This is a genomic window from Rhizobacter sp. Root1238, from assembly GCF_001425825.1.
Taxonomy (GTDB): Bacteria; Pseudomonadota; Gammaproteobacteria; order Burkholderiales; family Burkholderiaceae_C; genus Rhizobacter.
Map to the genome: position 1 here is coordinate 215,177 of NZ_LMDM01000034.1, position 18,897 is coordinate 234,073.

Sequence of the window (18,897 nt, forward strand, 5' to 3'; positions counted from 1 at the left end):
GATTCGCCCCATGCAATGCAAGCGAAACGGACTGTTACCCTCTGACTTTCCCTGGCGCGCGGGCGCACACTGCTGACCCGCGCCCGCGTGCCACTCACCCTCCACTGCCGACAGCCTGCCGCCATCATGAGCCCCGTCAACGCCCCCAACCTCGCCCTTTCCCCGATCGTCGCCGGTGCCTGGCGCATGGCCGACTGGGGCTGGAGCGCCGAACAGCGCGTGCGCTGGATCGAGCAGTGCATGGAGCTCGGCGTGACGAGCTTCGACCATGCCGACATCTACGGCGGATACCAGGTCGAGGCGCTGTTCGGCGAGGCGCTCGCGCTGAAGCCGATGCTGCGCCAGCACATGCAGCTGGTCGGCAAGTGCGGCATCAAGCTGGTCGGCGGGGCGCGGCCGGAGCACCGGGTGAAGCACTACGACACCTCGCCGGCGCACATCACCCGCAGCGTCGAGAACTCGCTGCGCGCGCTGCAGACCGACCACCTCGACCTGCTGCTGATCCACCGCCCGGATCCGCTGATGGAGGCCGACGACGTGGCCGAGGCCTTCACCGCGCTGCGCCAGGCTGGCAAGGTGCGGGCCTTCGGGGTGTCCAACTTCGCGCCGGCGCAGTTCGAGCTGCTGAACAGCCGCATCGCGCTGGCCACCAACCAGATCGAACTGCACCCGCTGCACCTGTCGCCGCTGCACGACGGCACGCTCGACCAATGCCAGCGGCTGCGCCTGCGTCCGATGATCTGGTCGCCGCTGGCCGGCGGCAAGCTGCTGACCGGCAGCGACGAGCGCTCGCGCCGCGTGCAGGCCGCGCTGCAGGCGGTCGGGCAGCGCCACGGCGTCAGCGCGGCGACGGTCGCCTACGCGTGGCTGCTGCGCCACCCGACCCGCCCGCACCCGCTGACCGGCTCGCAGCGGCTGGAGGCGATCCGCGAGGCGCTGGCCGCGCTGCAGCTGAAGCTCGACGCCGAATCGTGGACCGAGATCTGGCAGGCCGGCAGCGGCCACGAAGTCGCCTGACGATGCGCGCCATGTCGTTTCGCACCCACTGAGGATCGCACCGAGGTGATAGGCTCCCCTCGCCCCCACCTCGCCCCATCGATTCGATGACGCCAGCGACGCCCCGCCCCACCACGAACTGGCCGGACTGGCCGTTCGCGCTCGCGGGCACCGCCGTCGCCTATGCGGTCGTCGGCTGGGCCGCATTGGCGTTGGCGATTCCGCCCAGCCTCGCGTCGCCGCTGTACCCGTCCGCCGGCATCGCGCTGGCCTGCCTGCTGGCCTACGGATGGCGGGTGCTGCCGGGCGTGCTGATCGGCTCCTTCCTGGTCAATGCCGGCATCGCGATCGACCAGGGCGGGTGGACCCTCGCGGCCCTCGCGGTGCCGGCCGTCATCGCCGTCGGCGCCACGCTGCAGGCAGCGCTGGCCAGCGTGCTGGTGCAGCGCTTCCTGCCGCAGCCGGTCACGCTGAACGAGCCGCGCGACATCGCGGTCTTCTTCGGGCTCGGTGCGATCGCCGCGAGCCTCGTCAGCTGCAGCGTCGCGACGCTCGCGCTGTGGCTGGCCGCCCGCCAGCCGCACGACGACCTGGTCTTCGGCTGGTGGACCTGGTGGGCCGGCGATGCGCTCGGCGTGCTGATCGGCACGCCGGTCGCGCTGACGCTGATCGGCCGGCCGCGCGACGAATGGGCCGCGCGCCGCCGCACCGTCGGGCTGACGCTCGGCATCGCGACACTGCTGATGGCGCTCGGCGTGCGCCAGGTCGCGCAATGGGAAGACGCCCGCGTGCAGGCCGCCTTCGATCGCGATGCGATCCATGCGTCGTCCAACCTCGCCGCGCAGTTGCAGTACCCGCTGCACGCGCTCGAAGCACTGCGCGGCGTCATGATCTCGTCCGACGACGTGACGCGCGAGGAGATGCACCGCGCCGCGGCCGCCTGGCTCGAGGTCAGCGGCCACCTGCAGGCGCTCGGCTGGACCGAGCTGATGCCGCGCTCGCAGGTGCCGGCCTTCGAGGCCCGGGTGCGCGCGGCCGGCCTGCCCGGCTACCGCGTGTTCGACCGCTTCGACTCCGGCTTCAAGCCGGCGCCCGACGACACCGTCGCGGCGATCCGCTACATCGAGCCGCAGCAGGCGAACGCCGCGGCGCTGGGCGTCAACACCCGGTCGATCGCCGCCGCGCGCATGGCGATCGATTCGGCGGTGCGCACCGACCGGCCGGCCGCCAGCGCCGGCTTCCTGCTGACGCAGGACGGCGCCGGCACGCAGACCGGCGTCGTGATCTACCAGGCCGTCTACGCCGGCATGCCGACCACCGTCAGCGACCGGGTCGCGGCGGCGCGCGGCGTGGTGTTCGTGACGCTGCGCATGGACGACGCGCTGCAGGCGTTCAAGAGCACGCTGCCGCACTACATCGACGTCTGCATCGTCGACACCGACCCGATCGCCGAACGGCGGCGCCTGGCCGGCACCCTCGGCTGCGAGACGCAGTCGGCCGACCTGTCCCACGTGCGCTCGTTCGCGTTCGCCGGGCGGCAGTGGGACATCCGCGTCACGTCGTCGCGCTCCGCGGTGCCGCACGTGCGCGAGCGCAACGCGCTGCTGTTCTCGCTGGTCGGGCTGCTCGCCACGTCGATGCTGGGCGCGCTGATGCTGACGGTGACCGGCCGCACCCGCCGCATCGAGGCCGCCGTCAACGACCGCACCGCCGCGCTGCAGCGCGAGATCGCGGAGCGCCAGCGCACCGAGGCCGACCTGCGCGAGAGCGAGCAGCGCTTCCGCAACATCCTGAACCACGTGCCGATCGGCGTCGTCTACACCGACCTGCACGGCAACGTGAAGCAGGTGAATCCGCAGTACTGCGCGCTGACCGGCTACAGCGCCGAGGCGCTGGTCGACATGAACGTCGCCGCGCTGACGCACCCCGACGACCGCGCGCAGGACCTCGAGATGACGAGCCAGCTGCTGCGCGGCGAGATCCCGATGTACCGGCGCCAGGGCCGCTACGTCACGCGCGACGGGCGTCAGGTGTGGGTGCAGACCATCGTCACGCTGCTGCGCGACCTGCAGGGCCAGCCGCGGCGCATCGTCGGCGTGGTCGAGGACATCACCGAGCACCTGCGGCTGGCCGAGGCCGAGCGCGCGCGCGAGCTGGCCGAGGCGGCGAACCGCGCGAAGAGCGATTTCCTGTCGCGCATGAGCCACGAGCTGCGCACGCCGCTGAACGCGATGCTCGGCTTCGCGCAGCTGCTCGAACTGGACCAGAACCACCCGCTGCCGATCGCGCAGCGCCCGTGGGTCACGCAGATCCAGAGCGCCGGCTGGCACCTGCTCGACATGATCAACGACGTGCTCGACCTGTCGCGCATCGAATCCGGCACGCTGAACCTGCAGGCCGACGCGATCGACCTGCACGAGGCGGTCGCGGCGGCGCTGTCGCTCGTCGAGCAGGACGCGCGACGCCGCGGCATCGCGATCACGCAGGAGCTGGCCGACAACGCCGAGCGCGTCACCGGCGATGCCACGCGCGTGAAGCAGATCCTGATCAACCTGCTGAGCAATGCGGTGAAGTACAACACCGAGGGCGGGCGCATCCACATCGCGTCACGGCGCAGCACGGCGGGCGGGCAGCGCGACTGCGTCGAGATCACGATCACCGACACCGGGCTGGGGATGACGCCGCAGCAGCTGTCGCAGCTGTTCCAGCCGTTCAACCGGCTCGGGCGCGAGCGCTCGTCGCTCGAAGGCACCGGCATCGGCCTGGTGATCAGCCAGCGGCTGGCCGAGCTGATGGGCGGCGCGGTGCGTGCGCGCAGCACCGCCGGCGAAGGCTCGTCGTTCATCCTGACGCTGCCGCGGGCCAACCCGGCCGACAGCGCGCCGGCCGGGCTGGACGAGATCGCCCCGGCCACCGGCAGCTACCACCAGCGCATCGTCCACTACGTCGAGGACAACGAGACCAACGTCGAGGTGATGCGCGGCATCCTGGCGCGCCGGCCGCAGGTGCAGTTCGACGTGTCGGTGACCGGGTTGGACGGGCTGGCGGCGATCCGCGCGCGCCGGCCCGACCTGATCCTCCTCGACATGCACCTGCCCGACATCGACGGCATGGAGTTGCTGCGCCACCTGAAAGCCGACCCGGGCACCGCCAGCATCCCGGTGGTGGTGGTGTCGGCCGACGCACTGGCCAGCCAGATCGAGACCGCGATGGCCGCCGGCGCCCGGCAGTACCTGACCAAGCCGGTCAGTGTGAGCCAGCTGCTCGGGGTCGTCGATGCGGTGCTCGACGACGTCGAGACGAGGTTCGGCTAGGGATGACGACCCCTCGTCCGGCGGGTACGCCGACCGATCCCCCGCGGGGATCCGGGCCGGCTTGGGGCGGCCCGGCGCTCGGCCCGGCTAGAAGCCCGCCGCGAGGCCCGTGTTGCGGCGCGGATCGTTCGCGCCGTAGAACCGGTTCTTGCCGACCGGCTTGCCGCCGAGCGACGGCGCACCGACCAGGATCGCGGCCACGTGGTTGGCCGGCTGCGGGTTGCCCAGCTTGTGGCCCATGTCGGTCAGGATCTTGCGCGTGTCGGGGCTCAGCGCGTTGACCTCGACGTTGGTCGTCTCCGGCAGCCACTGCTGGTGGAAGCGCGGTGCATCGACCGCCTCCTGCACGTTCATCCCGTAGTCGACGACGTTCAGGATCGTGTGCACCACCACCGTGATGATGCGGCTGCCGCCCGGCGTGCCGGTCACCATCACCGGCTTGCCGTCGCGCGACATGATGGTCGGCGACATCGAGCTCAGCGGGCGCTTGCCCGGGGCGATCGCGTTCGCCTCGCCCTGCACCAGGCCGTACATGTTCGGCACGCCGATCTTCGCGGTGAAGTCGTCCATCTCGTCGTTCAGGATCACGCCGGTCTTCGCCGCGGTGACCTTGGCGCCGAACCAGTCGTTCAGCGTGTAGGTCACGGCCACCGCGTTGCCGTCCTTGTCGACGATGGAATAGTGCGTGGTGTTGCTGCCTTCGTGCGGCTCGACGCCGGGCTTGATGTCCTTCGACACGCCGGCCTTGGCCGGATCGATCACGCCGCGGATCTTCTCGGCATAGCCCTTGTCGAGCAGCCGGTCGAGCGGGTTCTTGACGAAGTCGGGGTCGCCCAGGTAGCTGTTGCGGTCGACGTAGGCATGCCGCATCGCCTCGATCTGGTAGTGCACCGACTGCGCGGAGCGGAAGCCGAGGTCTTTCAGCGGATAGCCTTCGAGGACGTTCAGGATCTCGCAGATCACGACGCCGCCCGAGCTCGGCGGCGGTGCCGAGACGATGCGGTAGCCGCGGTAGTCGCACTCGACCGGCGCGAGTTCGCGGGTCTTGTACTGGTCGAGGTCGGCCTGCGTGAGGATGCCCTTGCCGGCCTGGCTCGAGGCGACGATGGCCGCGCCGACGCTGCCCTTGTAGAAGCCGGCCTCGCCCTTCTGCGAAATCAGGCGCAGCGTCTTCGCCAGATCCTTCTGCACCAGCTTCTGGCCCGGCGCGAACGGCTGGCCCTTGTTCAGGAAGATTGCGCCCGAGGCGGCGTCCTTGCGGAAATCCTCGGTGGACGTGAGCAGCATGTCGACATCGCCCTGCTCCAGCACGAAGCCCTTGTCGGCGAACCGGATCGCCGGCGCGATCAGCTGCGCCCGCGTCATCGTGCCGTACTTCGCGCGCGCCAGTTCCAGGCCCGACACCGTGCCGGGCACGCCGACCGCCAGGTGGCCGGTGGTGCTGAGGCCCTTGATCACGTTGCCGCTGGCGTCGAGGTACATGTTCGGCGTCGCGGCCAGCGGCGCCTTCTCGCGGAAGTCAAGGAAGGTCTTGCGGCCATCGGCCAGCTGGATCGTCATGAAGCCGCCGCCGCCCAGGTTGCCCGCCGCCGGGTAGACCACCGCCAGCGCGTAGCCCACCGCGACCGCGGCATCGACCGCGTTGCCGCCCTTCTTCAGCACGTCGACGCCGACCTGCGTCGCGTGATGCTGGGCGGTGACGACCATGCCGTTCTCGGCGGCCGCCGGCGCGATCGACGCGGCATGCACCGTCCAGCAGCACACTGTTGCGGCGGATACCACGAAACTCTTCAGCAAACGACAGGTCTTCATCGTGACGTTCTCCTCGGAGGCACCGGATGGCACCAGGGTTTGGAATTCGCCAGGATAGTCGCAAAGCCTTGCACCCAGTGGGGTCGGGAACACGATTTGCCGCCGTTTTATTGCAAGTATTCGCTCACACTGACCCTCTGACGGATGGACGCCCGGCGCCGTCAGCACTCTAGGAAGTCGAGTGCTAATATCAAGGGAACGAAAGGAATTTCAGCATGTCTGATGCTTCCATGACCCTCACGAACACCCTGTCTCCCGACAACGCCCTGACCCTGCGCGACCCGTTCGCGATGGTGCCCTCGCTGGGCAACCTCGACGCGTACATGTCCGCGGTCAACCGGATCCCGTTGCTGACGCATGAAGAAGAGATGTCCTTCGCGCGCCGCCTGCGCGAGCAGGGCGATGTCGAAGCCGCCGGCAAGCTGGTGCTGTCGCACCTGCGCCTGGTGGTGTCGATCTCGCGCCAGTACCTCGGCTACGGGCTGCCGCACGGCGACCTGATCCAGGAAGGCAACGTCGGCCTGATGAAGGCCGTCAAGCGCTTCGACCCCGATCAAGGCGTGCGCCTTGTCAGCTACGCGATGCACTGGATCAAGGCCGAGATCCACGAGTACATCCTGAAGAACTGGCGCATGGTCAAGGTCGCGACGACCAAGGCCCAGCGCAAGCTGTTCTTCAACCTGCGCTCGATGAAGCAGAGCATGAAGGAAGACGCTGCCGACGGCACGACCCACCGCGCCACGCTGACGCAATCCGAGATCGACCGCGTCGCGCAGCAGCTGAACGTCAAGCGCGAGGAAGTGCTCGAGATGGAAACCCGCCTGTCCGGCGGCGACATCGCGCTCGAGCCGCAAGGCGACGACGGCGAGGAAGCCTACGCGCCGATCGCCTACCTGGCGGACGACAGCAGCGAGCCGACCCGCGTGATCGAGGCGCAGCGCCGCGACTGGCTGGCCGGCGACGGCATCGCGCAGGCGCTCGACGCGCTCGACGCCCGCAGCCGCCGCATCGTCGAGGAGCGCTGGCTGAAGGTGAACGACGACAGCTCGGGCGGCATGACGCTGCACGACCTGGCCGGCGAGTACGGCGTCAGCGCCGAGCGCATCCGCCAGATCGAAGTCGCCGCGATGAAGAAGATGCGCAAGGCGCTGACCGAAGCCGCCTGACGGCTGGCGGACGGCACGGAAAGCACAAGGGCCCCTCGGGGCCCTTTCTCTTTTTCGACTCGCGTTCTTACGTGCTGGCGAGCAAGGCCTTCAGGTCGGACTGCAGCGCCTCGGACCCGCTGCCGTAGCGGGTGAACAGCCGCAGCTTGCCGGTGGCGTCGAACACATACGAGCCGGCGGTGTGGTCCATCGTGTAGCTGCCCTCGGTCTTGCCGGGCACCTTCGCGTAGAACACCTTGAACGACTTGGCCACCGCGGCGGTCTGCTCCGGCGTGCCGCGCAGCGCGACGAAGCTCGGATCGAAGCTGCCCATGTAGGCCTTCAGGATCTCCGGCGTGTCGCGCTCCGGGTCGATCGTGATGAAGATGCCCTGCACCTTGTCGCCGTCGGCACCGAGCGCCTTCTTGACCTGTGCCAGCTCGGCCATCGTGGTCGGGCAGACGTCGGGGCACTGCGTGTAGCCGAAGAACACCACCGCCAGCTTGCCCTTGAAGTCGGCCAGCGTGCGGGTCTTGCCGTTCTGGTCGGGCAGCGACAGCCCGCTGCCGTAGTCGGCACCGGTGATGTCGACCGCCTTGAAGGCCGGCGTCGACGATGCCGACGGCGGCAGCTTGTCGCAGGCGGCCAGCAGGCCGGCCGCGGTGACCAGGGACGTGAGCACGAACAGTCGGCGTTGCATCATCACAGCAGGGGGCTCAGGTAGTGGTCCACCAGCAGCGCGCTGAACAGCAGCGACAGGTGGTAGATCGAGAACAGGAAGGTGCGGCGCGCCAGCGCATCGGAGTACTCGCGCCACAGCTTCCAGGCGTAGCCGGTGAACATCGCGCCCAGCACGACGGCCGCGGCCAAGTAGATCCAGCCGCTCATGCCGAACACGAAGGGCAGCAGCGTCGCGGCGAACAGCACGAAGGTGTACAGCAGCACCTGCAGCCGGGTGAACTCGTTGCCGTGCGTGACCGGCAGCATCGGCAGGCCGGCCTTGCGGTAGTCCTCGACGCGGTACAGCGCCAGCGCCCAGAAGTGCGGCGGCGTCCACAGGAAGATGATCAGGCACAGCATCAGCGCCTCGGGGCCGACGTCGCCGCGCATCGCGGCCCAGCCGAGCACCGGCGGCATCGCGCCCGACGCGCCGCCGATCACGATGTTCTGCGGCGTCAGCGGCTTCAGCACCACGGTGTAGATCACCGCATAGCCGACGAAGGTGGCGAAGGTCAGCCACATCGTCAGCGGGTTCACCAGCAGGTACAGGATCGCGCTGCCGACGGCGCACAGCACGCCGGAGAACAGCAGCGTCTGCGTGTTGGTCAGTTCGCCCTTCGCGGTGGGCCGCCACGCGGTGCGCGCCATCCTGGCGTCGATGTGCTGCTCGACCAGGCAGTTGAAGGCCGCCGCGGCCGCCGCGACCAGCCAGATGCCCGCGGTGCCCGCCAGTGCCAAGCGCCAATCCGGCAGCCCCGGCACCGCCAGCAGCATGCCGATGACGGCGCAGAACACGATCAACTGCACCACGCGCGGTTTCGTCAGCGCGTAGAACTGCCGCCAACGCGACGGGCGCGCGAAGGGGGTGGTCGTGGCGACAGGGGGAGTCAAGGTGTTGGACATGGGAACGAACCGCCGATTTTACGAGGCGTGCCTCCAGGCAGGCGCGGCAGCGGAACGCCGCCCAACGGACAAAACGTCCACATGCGCCCGCGCGAGCAGGGCCGCGAGCAGCGTCAGCAGCGCCGCGGCGCCCCCGGTGTGGGCCAGCGCGGCCACCAGCGGCCAGCCGAGCACCACGTTGCCGAGCCCGCTGGCGAGCTGCCAGGCGGCGACCGCCGCGAAGCGCAGCGCCCAGCGGCGCAGCACCGGATCGCCGCTCGCGTGCAGCCGCCAGGCCAGCAGCAGCAGCGCCGACAGCGTGACGACCGCGCCGAGGCGGTGCACCATGTGGATCGCCGTCAGCGCGGCGAACGGCAGGTAGCCGCCGTCCTTGCCGGCGCCCAGTTCGCGCCAGACCGCGAAGCCGTGCTCGAAGTCCATCGCCGGCCACCATGCGCCCTGGCAGGTCGGGAAATCGGCGCACGCGAGCACCGCGTAGTTCGTGCTGACCCAGCCGCCCAGCACCACCTGCGCGAGGCCGATCGCGAGCACCGCCCACACCGCACGGCGCAGCGGGGCCGGCAACACGAGCGGCGGGCGGTCGTCGGCCTGCGCCTGCACCGCCAGCAGCATCAGCAGCCCGAGCCCGCCGAGCAGGTGCAGCGTGACGATGGCCGGGAACAGTTTCATCGTGACGGTCAGCGCGCCGAACGCGCCCTGCAGGCAGACCCAGCCAAGTGTCGCGGTCGCCCACCATGGCGACAGCGCATGGGCATCGCGCCGCCGCTGCCGCCAGGCCGCGACCGTGATCGCGATGATCAGCACGCCGACCGCGCTGGCGAGGTAGCGGTGCACCATCTCGACCCAGGCCTTGCCATGCGTCACCGGACCGCTCGGCATCGCGGCCTGCGCCGCGTCGATGTGACCCTGCGCGCCCAGCGGGCTGGCATTGCCGTAACAGCCGGGCCAGTCGGGGCAGCCGAGGCCCGAATCGCTGAGCCGCGTGAAGGCACCGAACAGCACCAGGTCGAAGGTGAGGAACAGCGTCATCACCGTCAGCGCGCGCAGGCGTGTGGCCGGATGCGCGCGCCGGTGCCGCAGCGCGACCCACACCAGCGGACCGGTCGCCAGCAGCAGCGCCACCAGCGCCATCACCGACAGCGGGCTCAGGTCGTAAGAGGCCACTGCGCCCATCTCAACGCGCCGGTCGGCCGGGCTGGTCCCACGACGCGGACGCGCGCAGCAGCTTCTCGATGTCGCGCTTCAGCCGCGCGGCATCGGGGTCGGGCGGCACCCGCATCATCCACTGTCCCATCGGGTCGACGAGGTAGATGTGCTGCGCGAGCGTCTGCCCGTCGGCCGGTGCGAGCCAGGCCGCCAGCCGCTCGCGCGGGACGCGCAGCACCGCGGCCGGCGTGCCGACCGAGATCGCCTGCATCACCTCGGGCCGCGGCGTGCGCGCGTCGGTGACCAGCCAGAGCTTGTCGACGCGCTCCTTCTCGCGGCCGAGCGCCTCGCGGATCTGACGCTGCAGGTAGAGGTATTTCTCGCAGGTGGCGTCGCAGGCCGCATCGCCGACGACGACGATCAGCCACTGGTCGCGCAGCGCCTCGGCCGCAACCGGCTCGCCGCCCAGCGTGCGCAGGCCGAGGTCGGCCGGCATCGGCCGCGACGGCGTGATCAGCTCGCTGTAGTTGGTACGGCCCTCGGGCCGGATCACGAAGTAGGTGAAGTAGGACGCGATCACCGGCGCGGCACACACCGCGAGCACCAGCAGCATGCGCAGCCGGCCGGCCGCGGTGCGGCGCTGCGCGTCGGCCAGCACGGGCGACGGCAGCGAATGCACGCTGAAGTTCAGCGGCGAATCAGGCACGGCGCCGGAGCCGGGGACGGACGAGTTGGAACCAGACATACAGACCTGCCATCAGTGCGCACATCGCGAACCACTGGAACGCGTAACCGTAGTGCTTGTGGATGTCGACCGCGGGGGCCGGCCAGCGGCGCGCCAGGCCGTCGCCGGCCGCGCCCGGGGTGTCCTGCTGCTGCACCGACAGCGGCCGCAGCCGGACACCGATCTCCTGCGAAAACGCCGCGGGTTCGAGATTCTGCCGGATGGTAGCGGCCACGCCGCCGGCAAAGTCGAACAGCCGGGCGGGCGGCGGGGCGATCAGGCCGAGCAGTTCGACCTCGCCGGGGGGCGTCGGCACCACCGGCACGCGCGTGCGGTCGGCCATGTCGCGCGGTGCCCAGCCGCGCTGCACCAGCACCGCATCGCCGCCCGGCAGCAGCAGCGGCGTGACGACGAAGAAGCCCGGGCGGCCGTCCATCTGCCGGTTGTCGAGGTAGACGGTGTTCTGCGCCCGCCAGGTGCCGCGCAGGCGCACCGGGCGGTAGTGCTGCAGCTCGGCCTGCGCCGCGGTGGTAGCGAGCGACGCGTCGTCGAGCGGCGCCAGGTGCGCGCGCTCATCGAGCGCCGACTGCAACGCCCGCTTCTCCGCCGCGCGGCTGAGCTGCCACACGCCGAGCCGCGCGGTGACGGCCATGCCGACCAGCGTCGCGAGCAGCACGATCGCGGCGCGCTGGCGGGCGCTGCTCATGCCTTGCCCCTGCCGACGGCGCAGCGGTGCGCGGTGGAATAATCGTGGCCCATGAAATACCTGATCGGCGTCGCCTTCGTTCTCATCATCGGTGCGCTGGCATTCGCCGGGGTCTTCATGATGCGCGACGGTCGCGACGGCAAGCCGAAGAGCGGCAACATGATGCGGGCGCTCGCGGTGCGGGTCGGGCTGTCGGTGCTGCTGTTCGCGATCATCCTGTTCAGCTACTGGATGGGCTGGATCCACCCGACCGGCATCCGCACCGGCTGATCCAAAGAAAAAGAGCGCCGCGAGGCGCTCTTGTTTCATCGGACGTCGCTCAGAGCCAGTACACGACGATGTACAGGCCGAGCCAGACCACGTCGACGAAGTGCCAGTACCACGCGGCGCCCTCGAAGCCGAAATGGCGCTGCGGCGTGAAGTGCCCGCGCTGCAGCCGCAGCGTGATGAACAGCAGCATCAGCATGCCGACGAACACGTGGAAACCGTGGAAGCCGGTCAGCATGAAGAAGGTCGAGCCGTAGACGCCCGACGACAGCTTCAGGTTCAGCTCGGTGTAGGCGTGGTGGTATTCGTAGCCCTGCAGCGTCAGGAACAGGATGCCCAGCAGCACCGTGACCCACATGAAGCCGATGGTCTTCGCGCGGTGGCCGGCGATCAGCGCATGGTGCGCGATCGTCAGCGTGACGCCCGAGCTCAGCAGCAGCGCGGTGTTGATGGTCGGGATCGGCCACGGGCCCATCGTGCGGAACGGCTCGACCGTGCCGGCCGGCGCCGCGGTCATGCCGACGCCCGAGCTCGGCCAGATCGCCTTGAAGTCGGGCCACAGGATCGCGTTGTCGAAGCTGCCGAGGTTGGGCACCGCATGCAGCCGCGCCCAGAACAGCGCGCCGAAGAACGCGCCGAAGAACATCACCTCGGAGAAGATGAACCAGCTCATGCTCCAGCGGTACGAGACGTCGATGCGGTCGCTGTACAGCCCGCTTTCGCTCTCGCCGATCGCGTCGCCGAACCACTGCTTCAGCACGAAGGCCCACCACAGCAGCCCGAACAGCACCAGGTACGCCGCCCAGCCGTGGCCATTGACCCACTGGCCACCGCCGAAGATCACCATCAGCAGGCCGAAGGCGGCCATGACCGGATGCCGCGAAGGCGCCGGAACGAAGTAGTGGGGCGCCTGGCCCGAATGCGTCGCTGACGACATGTTTTCTCCTGCTAGTCCGATCTGTTTCTCTTCAACTCTTCAGCCCGCGGTGGCGACACCGCTGGACAACACCCACTGCACCAGCAGCACCAGCACGATCACGAACAGCGCGGCGCCGAGGACGCCCGCGATGACCAGGTGCACCGGGTTCAGCTGCTCCACATCCTTCTCGTAGTCGCCCGACTTGCGCACCCCGAAGAACGACCAGGCGACCGCCTTCATCGTCGCGAGGAACGAGCCGCGGCGCTTCACCGCATCCTTGAGACCATCGCTCATGAGCCGCCCTTCACCGCCGACGACTCCTTCGGCGCGGCCGCCACCTTGCCGCCCGCCACCTCGAAGAAGGTGTACGACAAGGTGATCGTCTTGACGTCCTTCGGCAGCTTCGGGTCGATCACGAACACCACCGGCCACTGCTTCGACTCGCCCGGCTGCAGCGTGTGCTCGCTGAAGCAGAAGCACTCGAGCTTGTTGAAGTGCGGCGAGGCCTGCTTCGGCGCATAGCTCGGGATCGCCTGCGCGGTCATCGTGCGGTTCTGCACGTTGCGGAACTCGTACATCACCGTCGCGAGCTCGCCCGGGTGCACGTCGATCGAGCGCTGCATCGACTTGAACTCCCACGGCCCGTGCGCGTTCGCATCGAACTCGACCGTGATGGTGCGGCTCGCATCGACCTGCGTGTTCTTGTGCGTCGCATCCGAATTGCCCGGCACCGCGCGTTCCGACAGCGACAGCACGTTGACGCCGAGCGCCTCGCAGATCGAGCGGTACATCGGCACCATCGCCAGGCCGAAACCGGCCATCGCGACCGCCACGACGACCAGCTTGCCGGCCATGCGCAGGTTGTCGGTCTTCAGGCCTGGGTCGCTCATGACGTCGGGGTCCGGATCAAAGCCCGAAAAGAGCGGCCTTGGCCATGAAGCCGATGAAGAAGACCACCGCCACCGACGCCAGGATCCAGCCCAGCCGGCGGTTGTTCCTCTTCTGCTCCGGCGTCATCAGCCGATCACCTTGGTGGCCGCCGCGTTCAGCTTCGGCGGCGTCTCGAAGGTGTGGAACGGCGCCGGCGACGGCACTTCCCATTCCAGGCCTTCGGCGGCTTCCCACGGCTTCTGCGGCGCCTTCTCGCCCTTGCCGCGCATGCACGGCAGCACGATGAAGAGGAAGAAGTAGACCTGCATCAGCCCGAACCAGAACGCGCCGATCGACGCGACCATGTTGAAGTCGGCGAACTGCATCGGGTAGTCGGCATAGCGGCGCGGCATGCCGGCGAGACCCAGGAAGTGCATCGGGAAGAACGTGACGTTGAAGGCGATCAGCGAGCCCCAGAAGTGGATCTTGCCGCGCGTCTCGTTGTACATCACGCCGGTCCACTTCGGCGCCCAGTAGTAGAAGCCGGCGAACATCGCGTACAGCGAGCCGGCCACCAGCACGTAGTGGAAGTGCGCCACCACGTAGTAGGTGTCCTGCAGCTGGATGTCGACCGGCGCCATCGACAGGATCAGGCCGGTGAAGCCGCCCATCGTGAACACGAAGATGAAGCCGACCGCGAACAGCATCGGCGTCTCGAAGGTCATCGAGCCGCGCCACATCGTCGCGATCCAGTTGAAGATCTTCACGCCGGTGGGCACCGCGATCAGCATCGTCGCGTACATGAAGAACAGCTGGCCGGTGACCGGCATGCCGGTCGTGAACATGTGGTGCGCCCACACGATGAACGACAGGATCGCGATCGACGCGGTGGCGTACACCATCGAGGTGTAGCCGAACAGGCGCTTGCGGGCGAAGGCCGGCACGATGTGGCTCACGATGCCGAACGCCGGCAGGATCATGATGTACACCTCGGGGTGGCCGAAGAACCAGAAGATGTGCTGGTACATCACCGGGTCGCCGCCGCCGGCGGGGTTGAAGAAGCTGGTGCCGAAGTGGCGGTCGGTCAGCGTCATCGTGATCGCGCCGGCCAGCACCGGCATCACCGCGATCAGCAGGTAGGCGGTGATCAGCCAGGTCCAGCAGAACATCGGCATCTTCATCAGCGTCATGCCGGGCGCGCGCATGTTGAGGATGGTCACGATGATGTTGATCGAGCCCATGATGGAGCTCGCGCCCATGATGTGCATCGCGAAGATGCCGGCGTCCATCGACGGGCCCATCTGCAGCGTCAGCGGCGCATAGAGCGTCCAGCCGGCCGCCGGCGCGCCGCCGGGCATGAAGAACGAACCCACCAGCATCAGCGCGGCCGGGATCAGCAGCCAGAAGCTCAGGTTGTTCATGCGCGCGAAGGCCATGTCGGCCGCGCCGATCTGCAGCGGCACCATCCAGTTCGCGAAGCCGACGAAGGCCGGCATGATCGCGCCGAACACCATGATCAGCCCGTGCATCGTCGTCAGCTGGTTGAACAGCTGCGGGTTGACGATCTGCAGGCCCGGCTGGAACAGCTCGGCGCGGATCAGCAGCGCAAGGATGCCGCCGACCATCAGCATCGTGAACGAGAACAGCAGGTACAGCGTGCCGATGTCCTTGTGGTTGGTCGCGTAGACCCAGCGGCGCCAGCCGTGCGGGTGGTGGTGCGCCTCGTCGCCGTGCGCGTCGTGCGCATCATGCGAGTGGCCGTGGGGATCGAGAACTGCGCTCATGGGTGGGTTCCTTTGGGCGACGCTGGCTTATTGCTTGCGCTCGGCGAGCACTTCGGACGGCTGCACGGTCTGGCCGGTCTTGTTCGACCAGTTGTTCTTCGTGTAGGTGACGACCGCGGCGATGTCGGTGTCGGACAGCTGCTTCCACGACGGCATCGCGCCGTTGTTCTGGCCGTTCAGCACGATGTGGATCTGCTTGGTCTTGTCGGCATCCTGCACCACCGGCGAACCGTCGAGCGGCTTGATCGGACCGCCGCCCTTGCCGTTCGGCTGGTGGCAGGCGGCGCAGTTGGCGGCGTACACCTTCTCGCCGCGCGCGAGCAGCGCGGGCTGCTCCCAGACCTTGGCCGGATCGTCGGCGGCAGCGGCCATTTCCTTCTTCTTCCCGTCGACCCACTTGGTGTAGTCCTCGGCGGACACCACCTTCACGTGGATCGGCATGTAGGCGTGCTCCTTGCCGCACAGCTCGGCGCACTGCCCGTAGTAGTCGCCGATCTTCTCGGCGCGGAACCAGGTGTCGCGCACGAAGCCGGGGATCGCGTCCTGCTTGATGCCGAACGACGGCACCATGAAGGCGTGGATCACGTCGGTGGCGGTGGTGATCACGCGCACCTTCTTGTCGACCGGCACGACCAGCGGGTTGTCGACCTTCAGCAGGTAGTCGTCGCCCGACGGCTTGCCGGAGTCGGACATCTCGCGCTGCGTCACGTCGAGCGTGGAGACGAAGCCGATGCCCTCGCCCTCGCCCTTCAGGTAGTCGTAGCCCCACTTCCACTGGATGCCGGTGGCCTTGACGGTCAGGTCGGCCGCGCTGGTGTCCTTCATCGCGACCACCACCTTGGTGGCGGGCAGCGCCATCAGGATCACGATCACGAACGGCACGATGGTCCAGATGATCTCGACCGTGGTGCTCTCGTGGAAGTTGGCCGGCTTCGCGCCCTTGCTCTTGCGGTGCTTGATGATCGAATAGAACATCACGCCGAACACGCCGAGGAAGATCACGACGCAGATGATCATCACGAAGTAGTGCAGCCAGCGCTGCTCGGCGGCGATCGCGGTGACCGGCGGGTGCAGGTCGAGCTGGTTGACGGCCGGCCCTCCCGGCAGGCTGTTGACGGCCATGGCAGCCGATGTGGCCAACGCGGCGCCCAGGCCGAGGCTGAGTTCTCCCGCCCGCTGCCAAAGTGTTTTCGTCTGCTTCATCATGGTCGTTTCAGTTTTCCCAAAATCACACCGGAGACGGCCGCGCCGCCCCTTGTTGCCAGCGCCGCAGCGCATGGCGCAACTCTTGCGCCAGCTGGCTGCGCAACTCGGGCCGCACGAAGCGCCCCACCGCAATCCGACGCCCCTGGCCCGACAACTCGATCAGCGACTGGTCGCCATGGGCCGGTTCCACCCGCACCCACGCGGGCTGGAACTCCACCCGCTCGACCTGCTGCCCGTTCGCGACTTCCACCGTCAGCCGGTCGTTGCGCAGCACGATGCTCTCGCTGTCGGTCGCGTGGCGCGCGACCACCCACAGCGCGAGACCGACGGCGAACAACTCGATCCAGGCGAAGGTCATGATCATTCGTGCGCCCTGGAACCAGAACATCGTGGCAATGCCCAACGACAGGATGCACAACGACAGGTAGAACGCGAGCAGCTGCCTGGGCGCCATCGAGCAGTTGCGCTTGAGCAGCCAGTCGATCGACCAGCCTGCCGGGCCACCCTCCCCGCGGGATTCGTGACCGAAGCGAAACTCTGCCCGGGGTGCCGAGGGCTGCCACGCCGCCGACGAGCTTGTGGACATACTGCGCGTTCTCCAGTTGCCTCCAGAGATCTATTCTTCGACGGCTTCCCCGACCCGCTGCCGCACCCCTGGCCGCGCACCCCGGACGAAACCGCATTTTTCAAGCCCGCGAGTTTAGCGCAGGCGGCCATCCCGAGGCCCTCAGCTTGAACCCTGGCGCGCGCGCACCAGCGCACGCATGTCGTCCAGCGACACCGTCGTCTCGGCCGCCATCGGCACCCGCGGCGGCGCCTTGAACGCATGCCCGTAGGCCACTTCGAAGCTCATCGAGATGCGGCCGTCCGGCCCGGCCAGGCCCTGCAGCGCGGCCAGCAGGCGCGCGCGCCAGCGCGGCGTGCGCAGCCCGGCGAAGCGCTCCGGCGCGGCATTGCCGCCCAGCCCGCGCAACTCGGCCAGCAGCGCCTGCGGGTCGGCCCAGGTCAGCGTGATCAGCTCCTGGTCCATCACCGGATCGGCGAAACCGGCCTGCACCAGCATGTCGCCCAGGTCGTGCATGTCGACGAAATCGGCGGCCGGCACCGGCCAGTCGAGGCGGCGATACAACGCGCGCAGCTCTTTCAGCGTGTCCGGGCCGAAGCACGAGAACATCGCGAAGCCGTCGACCGCCAGCGCGCGCTGCCACTGGCCGAGCACCACCGGCGGGTCGAACACTGCCTGCAGCATCATGTTGGCCCACACCAGCTGCACGCTGCCGGGCTCGACCTGGTCGGCAGCGACGACCGTCACCGGCGCGCCGCTCCAGCGCTTCGGCGACCACCATGGCGACTTCGCGAGCGCCGCGCTGCGCTCGCGCAGCGCCGGCGTCGGCTCGACCGCGATGCGCCGCGCCTGCGGGTAGGCGCGCGCCAGGTGCTCGGCGCCGGCACCGCCGAAGCTCCACCAGTCGGCGATCGCATCCGGCTGCTTGCGCACGATGGCCAGGCGCTCGGCCATGCGCCGCGCGATCTCGCCGTGCAGCCACGGCGCCTGCGGCGCGCCGGCCAGCCGGCGCAGCGCCCGCACGACGACCGCGCGATCGAAGCGTCGCGAGGTGTCGGCCGAAGGGGAATCGCTCATCGGCGGGCAGTATATTGAGCTGGTGATCTTCTCGCGCCTGCTCCGCCACATGCCCTCGCTGTGCGCGGTGTGCCAAGGCTGGGAGACCGGCGCCGCGGCCCGCGTGTGCCGGGGTTGCGTGCAGCGCTTCGCCGTCCCCGTGCCACGCTGCAACCGCTGCGCGCTGGAGGTGCCGGCAGGCGTCGCGACCTGCGGCGCCTGCGTGCTGGCACCGCCGCCGTTCGACGCCGCCTTTGCCGGCACCGGCTATGCGCACCCGTGGTCCGGGCTGGTCGCCCGCTTCAAGTTCAACGGCGCGCTCGACCTGGCCGATGCGCTGGCCGCGCGCCTGCATGCGGCACGGCAGCGCGATGCCGCACCGTGGCCGCAGCTGCTGCTGCCGGTGCCGCTTGCCGTCGAACGCCTGCGCGAGCGCGGCTTCAACCAGGCCTGGGAACTGGCACGGCGGCTCGCCGCCGGCGGCCCGGCGCGCGCCGATGCGGGCCTGCTGCTGCGGCTGCGCGCCACCGCGCACCAGCTCGAGCTGCCGCCCGAGCGGCGCGCGGCCAACGTGCGCGGTGCGTTCGCGGTCGAGCCGCTGCGGCGCGGCGAGCTGGCCGGCCGGCACGTCGCGCTGGTCGACGACGTGATGACCAGCGGCGCGACGCTGGCCGAGCTGGCGCGGGTGCTGAAGCAGGCCGGCGTGGCGCGCGTCGAAGCCTGGGTCGTCGCGCGCACGCCGCGTCCATCGACCGCCGACTGAC

Annotated in this window: 19 protein-coding genes; 5 read left to right on the top strand and 14 right to left on the bottom strand. The window is 69.2% G+C overall.

All coding sequences use genetic code 11. The features are described 5' to 3' along the window. Positions 1–126: 126 nt before the first annotated feature. Together ASC98_RS22315 and ASC98_RS22320 are read left to right on the top strand one after the other, a co-directional pair. Positions 127–1,017 (top strand): aldo/keto reductase family oxidoreductase, encoded by an 891-nt coding sequence (locus ASC98_RS22315; RefSeq protein WP_056815934.1) that lies wholly within the window; start codon positions 127–129, stop codon positions 1,015–1,017. Positions 1,018–1,103: 86 nt separating this feature from the next. Then, the gene (locus tag ASC98_RS22320) at positions 1,104–4,310 is read left to right on the top strand and encodes a CHASE domain-containing protein (RefSeq protein ID WP_056815936.1); all 3,207 of its coding nucleotides are present in this window, start codon (positions 1,104–1,106) and stop codon (positions 4,308–4,310) included. Between the two features lie 87 nt (positions 4,311–4,397). Here the strand turns inward: ASC98_RS22320 and ggt are convergent, their stop codons facing one another. Next, entirely contained in the window at positions 4,398–6,017 is a 1,620-nt protein-coding gene (gene ggt, locus ASC98_RS22325; protein WP_235581357.1) for a gamma-glutamyltransferase, read from the bottom strand. 320 nt (positions 6,018–6,337) lie between these two features. Here ggt and rpoH point away from each other — a divergent pair, with 320 nt between their 5' ends. Then, positions 6,338–7,288 carry an RNA polymerase sigma factor RpoH gene (gene rpoH, locus ASC98_RS22330; protein WP_056815942.1) on the top strand — a complete coding sequence of 317 codons (951 nt, stop codon included), beginning with the start codon at positions 6,338–6,340 and terminating at the stop codon, positions 7,286–7,288. 67 nt (positions 7,289–7,355) lie between these two features. Here rpoH and ASC98_RS22335 read toward each other — a convergent pair whose 3' ends face one another. The 5 genes from ASC98_RS22335 to ASC98_RS22355 are packed head-to-tail and all read right to left on the bottom strand — an operon-like array spanning position 7,356 to position 11,466. Continuing rightward, entirely contained in the window at positions 7,356–7,970 is a 615-nt protein-coding gene (locus ASC98_RS22335; protein WP_056815945.1) for an SCO family protein, read from the bottom strand. Continuing rightward, on the bottom strand, positions 7,970–8,890 hold the full coding sequence (cyoE, locus tag ASC98_RS22340) for a heme o synthase (RefSeq protein ID WP_056815948.1): 921 nt from the start codon (positions 8,888–8,890) through the stop codon (positions 7,970–7,972). Before cyoE ends, ASC98_RS22335 begins: the two co-directional genes overlap by 1 nt. An 18-nt stretch (positions 8,891–8,908) precedes the next feature. Next, positions 8,909–10,063 (bottom strand): heme A synthase, encoded by a 1,155-nt coding sequence (locus tag ASC98_RS22345; protein ID WP_056815951.1) that lies wholly within the window; start codon positions 10,061–10,063, stop codon positions 8,909–8,911. Position 10,064: 1 nt separating this feature from the next. Then, positions 10,065–10,781, bottom strand: a complete 717-nt coding sequence (locus ASC98_RS22350; RefSeq protein WP_056815954.1) for a hypothetical protein — start codon at positions 10,779–10,781, stop codon at positions 10,065–10,067. Beyond that, a complete protein-coding gene (locus ASC98_RS22355; RefSeq protein WP_056815957.1) occupies positions 10,735–11,466 on the bottom strand; it encodes an SURF1 family protein in 732 nt (243 codons plus the stop codon). Before ASC98_RS22355 ends, ASC98_RS22350 begins: the two co-directional genes overlap by 47 nt. Positions 11,467–11,517: 51 nt before the next feature. Here ASC98_RS22355 and ASC98_RS22360 point away from each other — a divergent pair, with 51 nt between their 5' ends. After that, positions 11,518–11,736 (top strand): twin transmembrane helix small protein, encoded by a 219-nt coding sequence (locus tag ASC98_RS22360; RefSeq protein WP_056815959.1) that lies wholly within the window; start codon positions 11,518–11,520, stop codon positions 11,734–11,736. 49 nt (positions 11,737–11,785) lie between these two features. Here the strand turns inward: ASC98_RS22360 and ASC98_RS22365 are convergent, their stop codons facing one another. The 8 genes from ASC98_RS22365 to ASC98_RS22395 form a co-directional block, all read right to left on the bottom strand. Next, entirely contained in the window at positions 11,786–12,670 is an 885-nt protein-coding gene (locus ASC98_RS22365; RefSeq protein WP_056815963.1) for a cytochrome c oxidase subunit 3, read from the bottom strand. A 39-nt stretch (positions 12,671–12,709) separates the two neighbouring features. Continuing rightward, complete coding sequence (locus ASC98_RS22370; RefSeq protein ID WP_056815966.1) at positions 12,710–12,946, bottom strand: DUF2970 domain-containing protein; 237 nt, start codon at positions 12,944–12,946, stop codon at positions 12,710–12,712. Further along, entirely contained in the window at positions 12,943–13,542 is a 600-nt protein-coding gene (locus ASC98_RS22375) for a cytochrome c oxidase assembly protein (RefSeq protein WP_056815970.1), read from the bottom strand. Before ASC98_RS22375 ends, ASC98_RS22370 begins: the two co-directional genes overlap by 4 nt. 16 nt (positions 13,543–13,558) lie before the next feature. Next, positions 13,559–13,669, bottom strand: a complete 111-nt coding sequence (locus tag ASC98_RS31855) for a cytochrome oxidase small assembly protein (protein WP_235581350.1) — start codon at positions 13,667–13,669, stop codon at positions 13,559–13,561. Next, entirely contained in the window at positions 13,669–15,306 is a 1,638-nt protein-coding gene (gene ctaD / locus ASC98_RS22380; protein ID WP_056815973.1) for a cytochrome c oxidase subunit I, read from the bottom strand. The genes ASC98_RS31855 and ctaD overlap by 1 nt, the downstream gene beginning before the upstream one ends. A 27-nt stretch (positions 15,307–15,333) precedes the next feature. After that, on the bottom strand, positions 15,334–16,509 hold the full coding sequence (gene coxB, locus ASC98_RS22385; protein ID WP_056816060.1) for a cytochrome c oxidase subunit II: 1,176 nt from the start codon (positions 16,507–16,509) through the stop codon (positions 15,334–15,336). 25 nt (positions 16,510–16,534) lie between these two features. Further along, on the bottom strand, positions 16,535–17,098 hold the full coding sequence (locus ASC98_RS22390) for a DUF2244 domain-containing protein (protein WP_082541989.1): 564 nt from the start codon (positions 17,096–17,098) through the stop codon (positions 16,535–16,537). A gap of 141 nt (positions 17,099–17,239) precedes the next feature. Beyond that, positions 17,240–18,154 carry a class I SAM-dependent methyltransferase gene (locus ASC98_RS22395; RefSeq protein WP_082541988.1) on the bottom strand — a complete coding sequence of 305 codons (915 nt, stop codon included), beginning with the start codon at positions 18,152–18,154 and terminating at the stop codon, positions 17,240–17,242. 49 nt (positions 18,155–18,203) lie between these two features. Here ASC98_RS22395 and ASC98_RS22400 point away from each other — a divergent pair, with 49 nt between their 5' ends. Beyond that, the gene (locus ASC98_RS22400; RefSeq protein ID WP_056816069.1) at positions 18,204–18,896 is read left to right on the top strand and encodes a ComF family protein; all 693 of its coding nucleotides are present in this window, start codon (positions 18,204–18,206) and stop codon (positions 18,894–18,896) included. The last annotated feature ends 1 nt before the right edge of the window (position 18,897 follow it).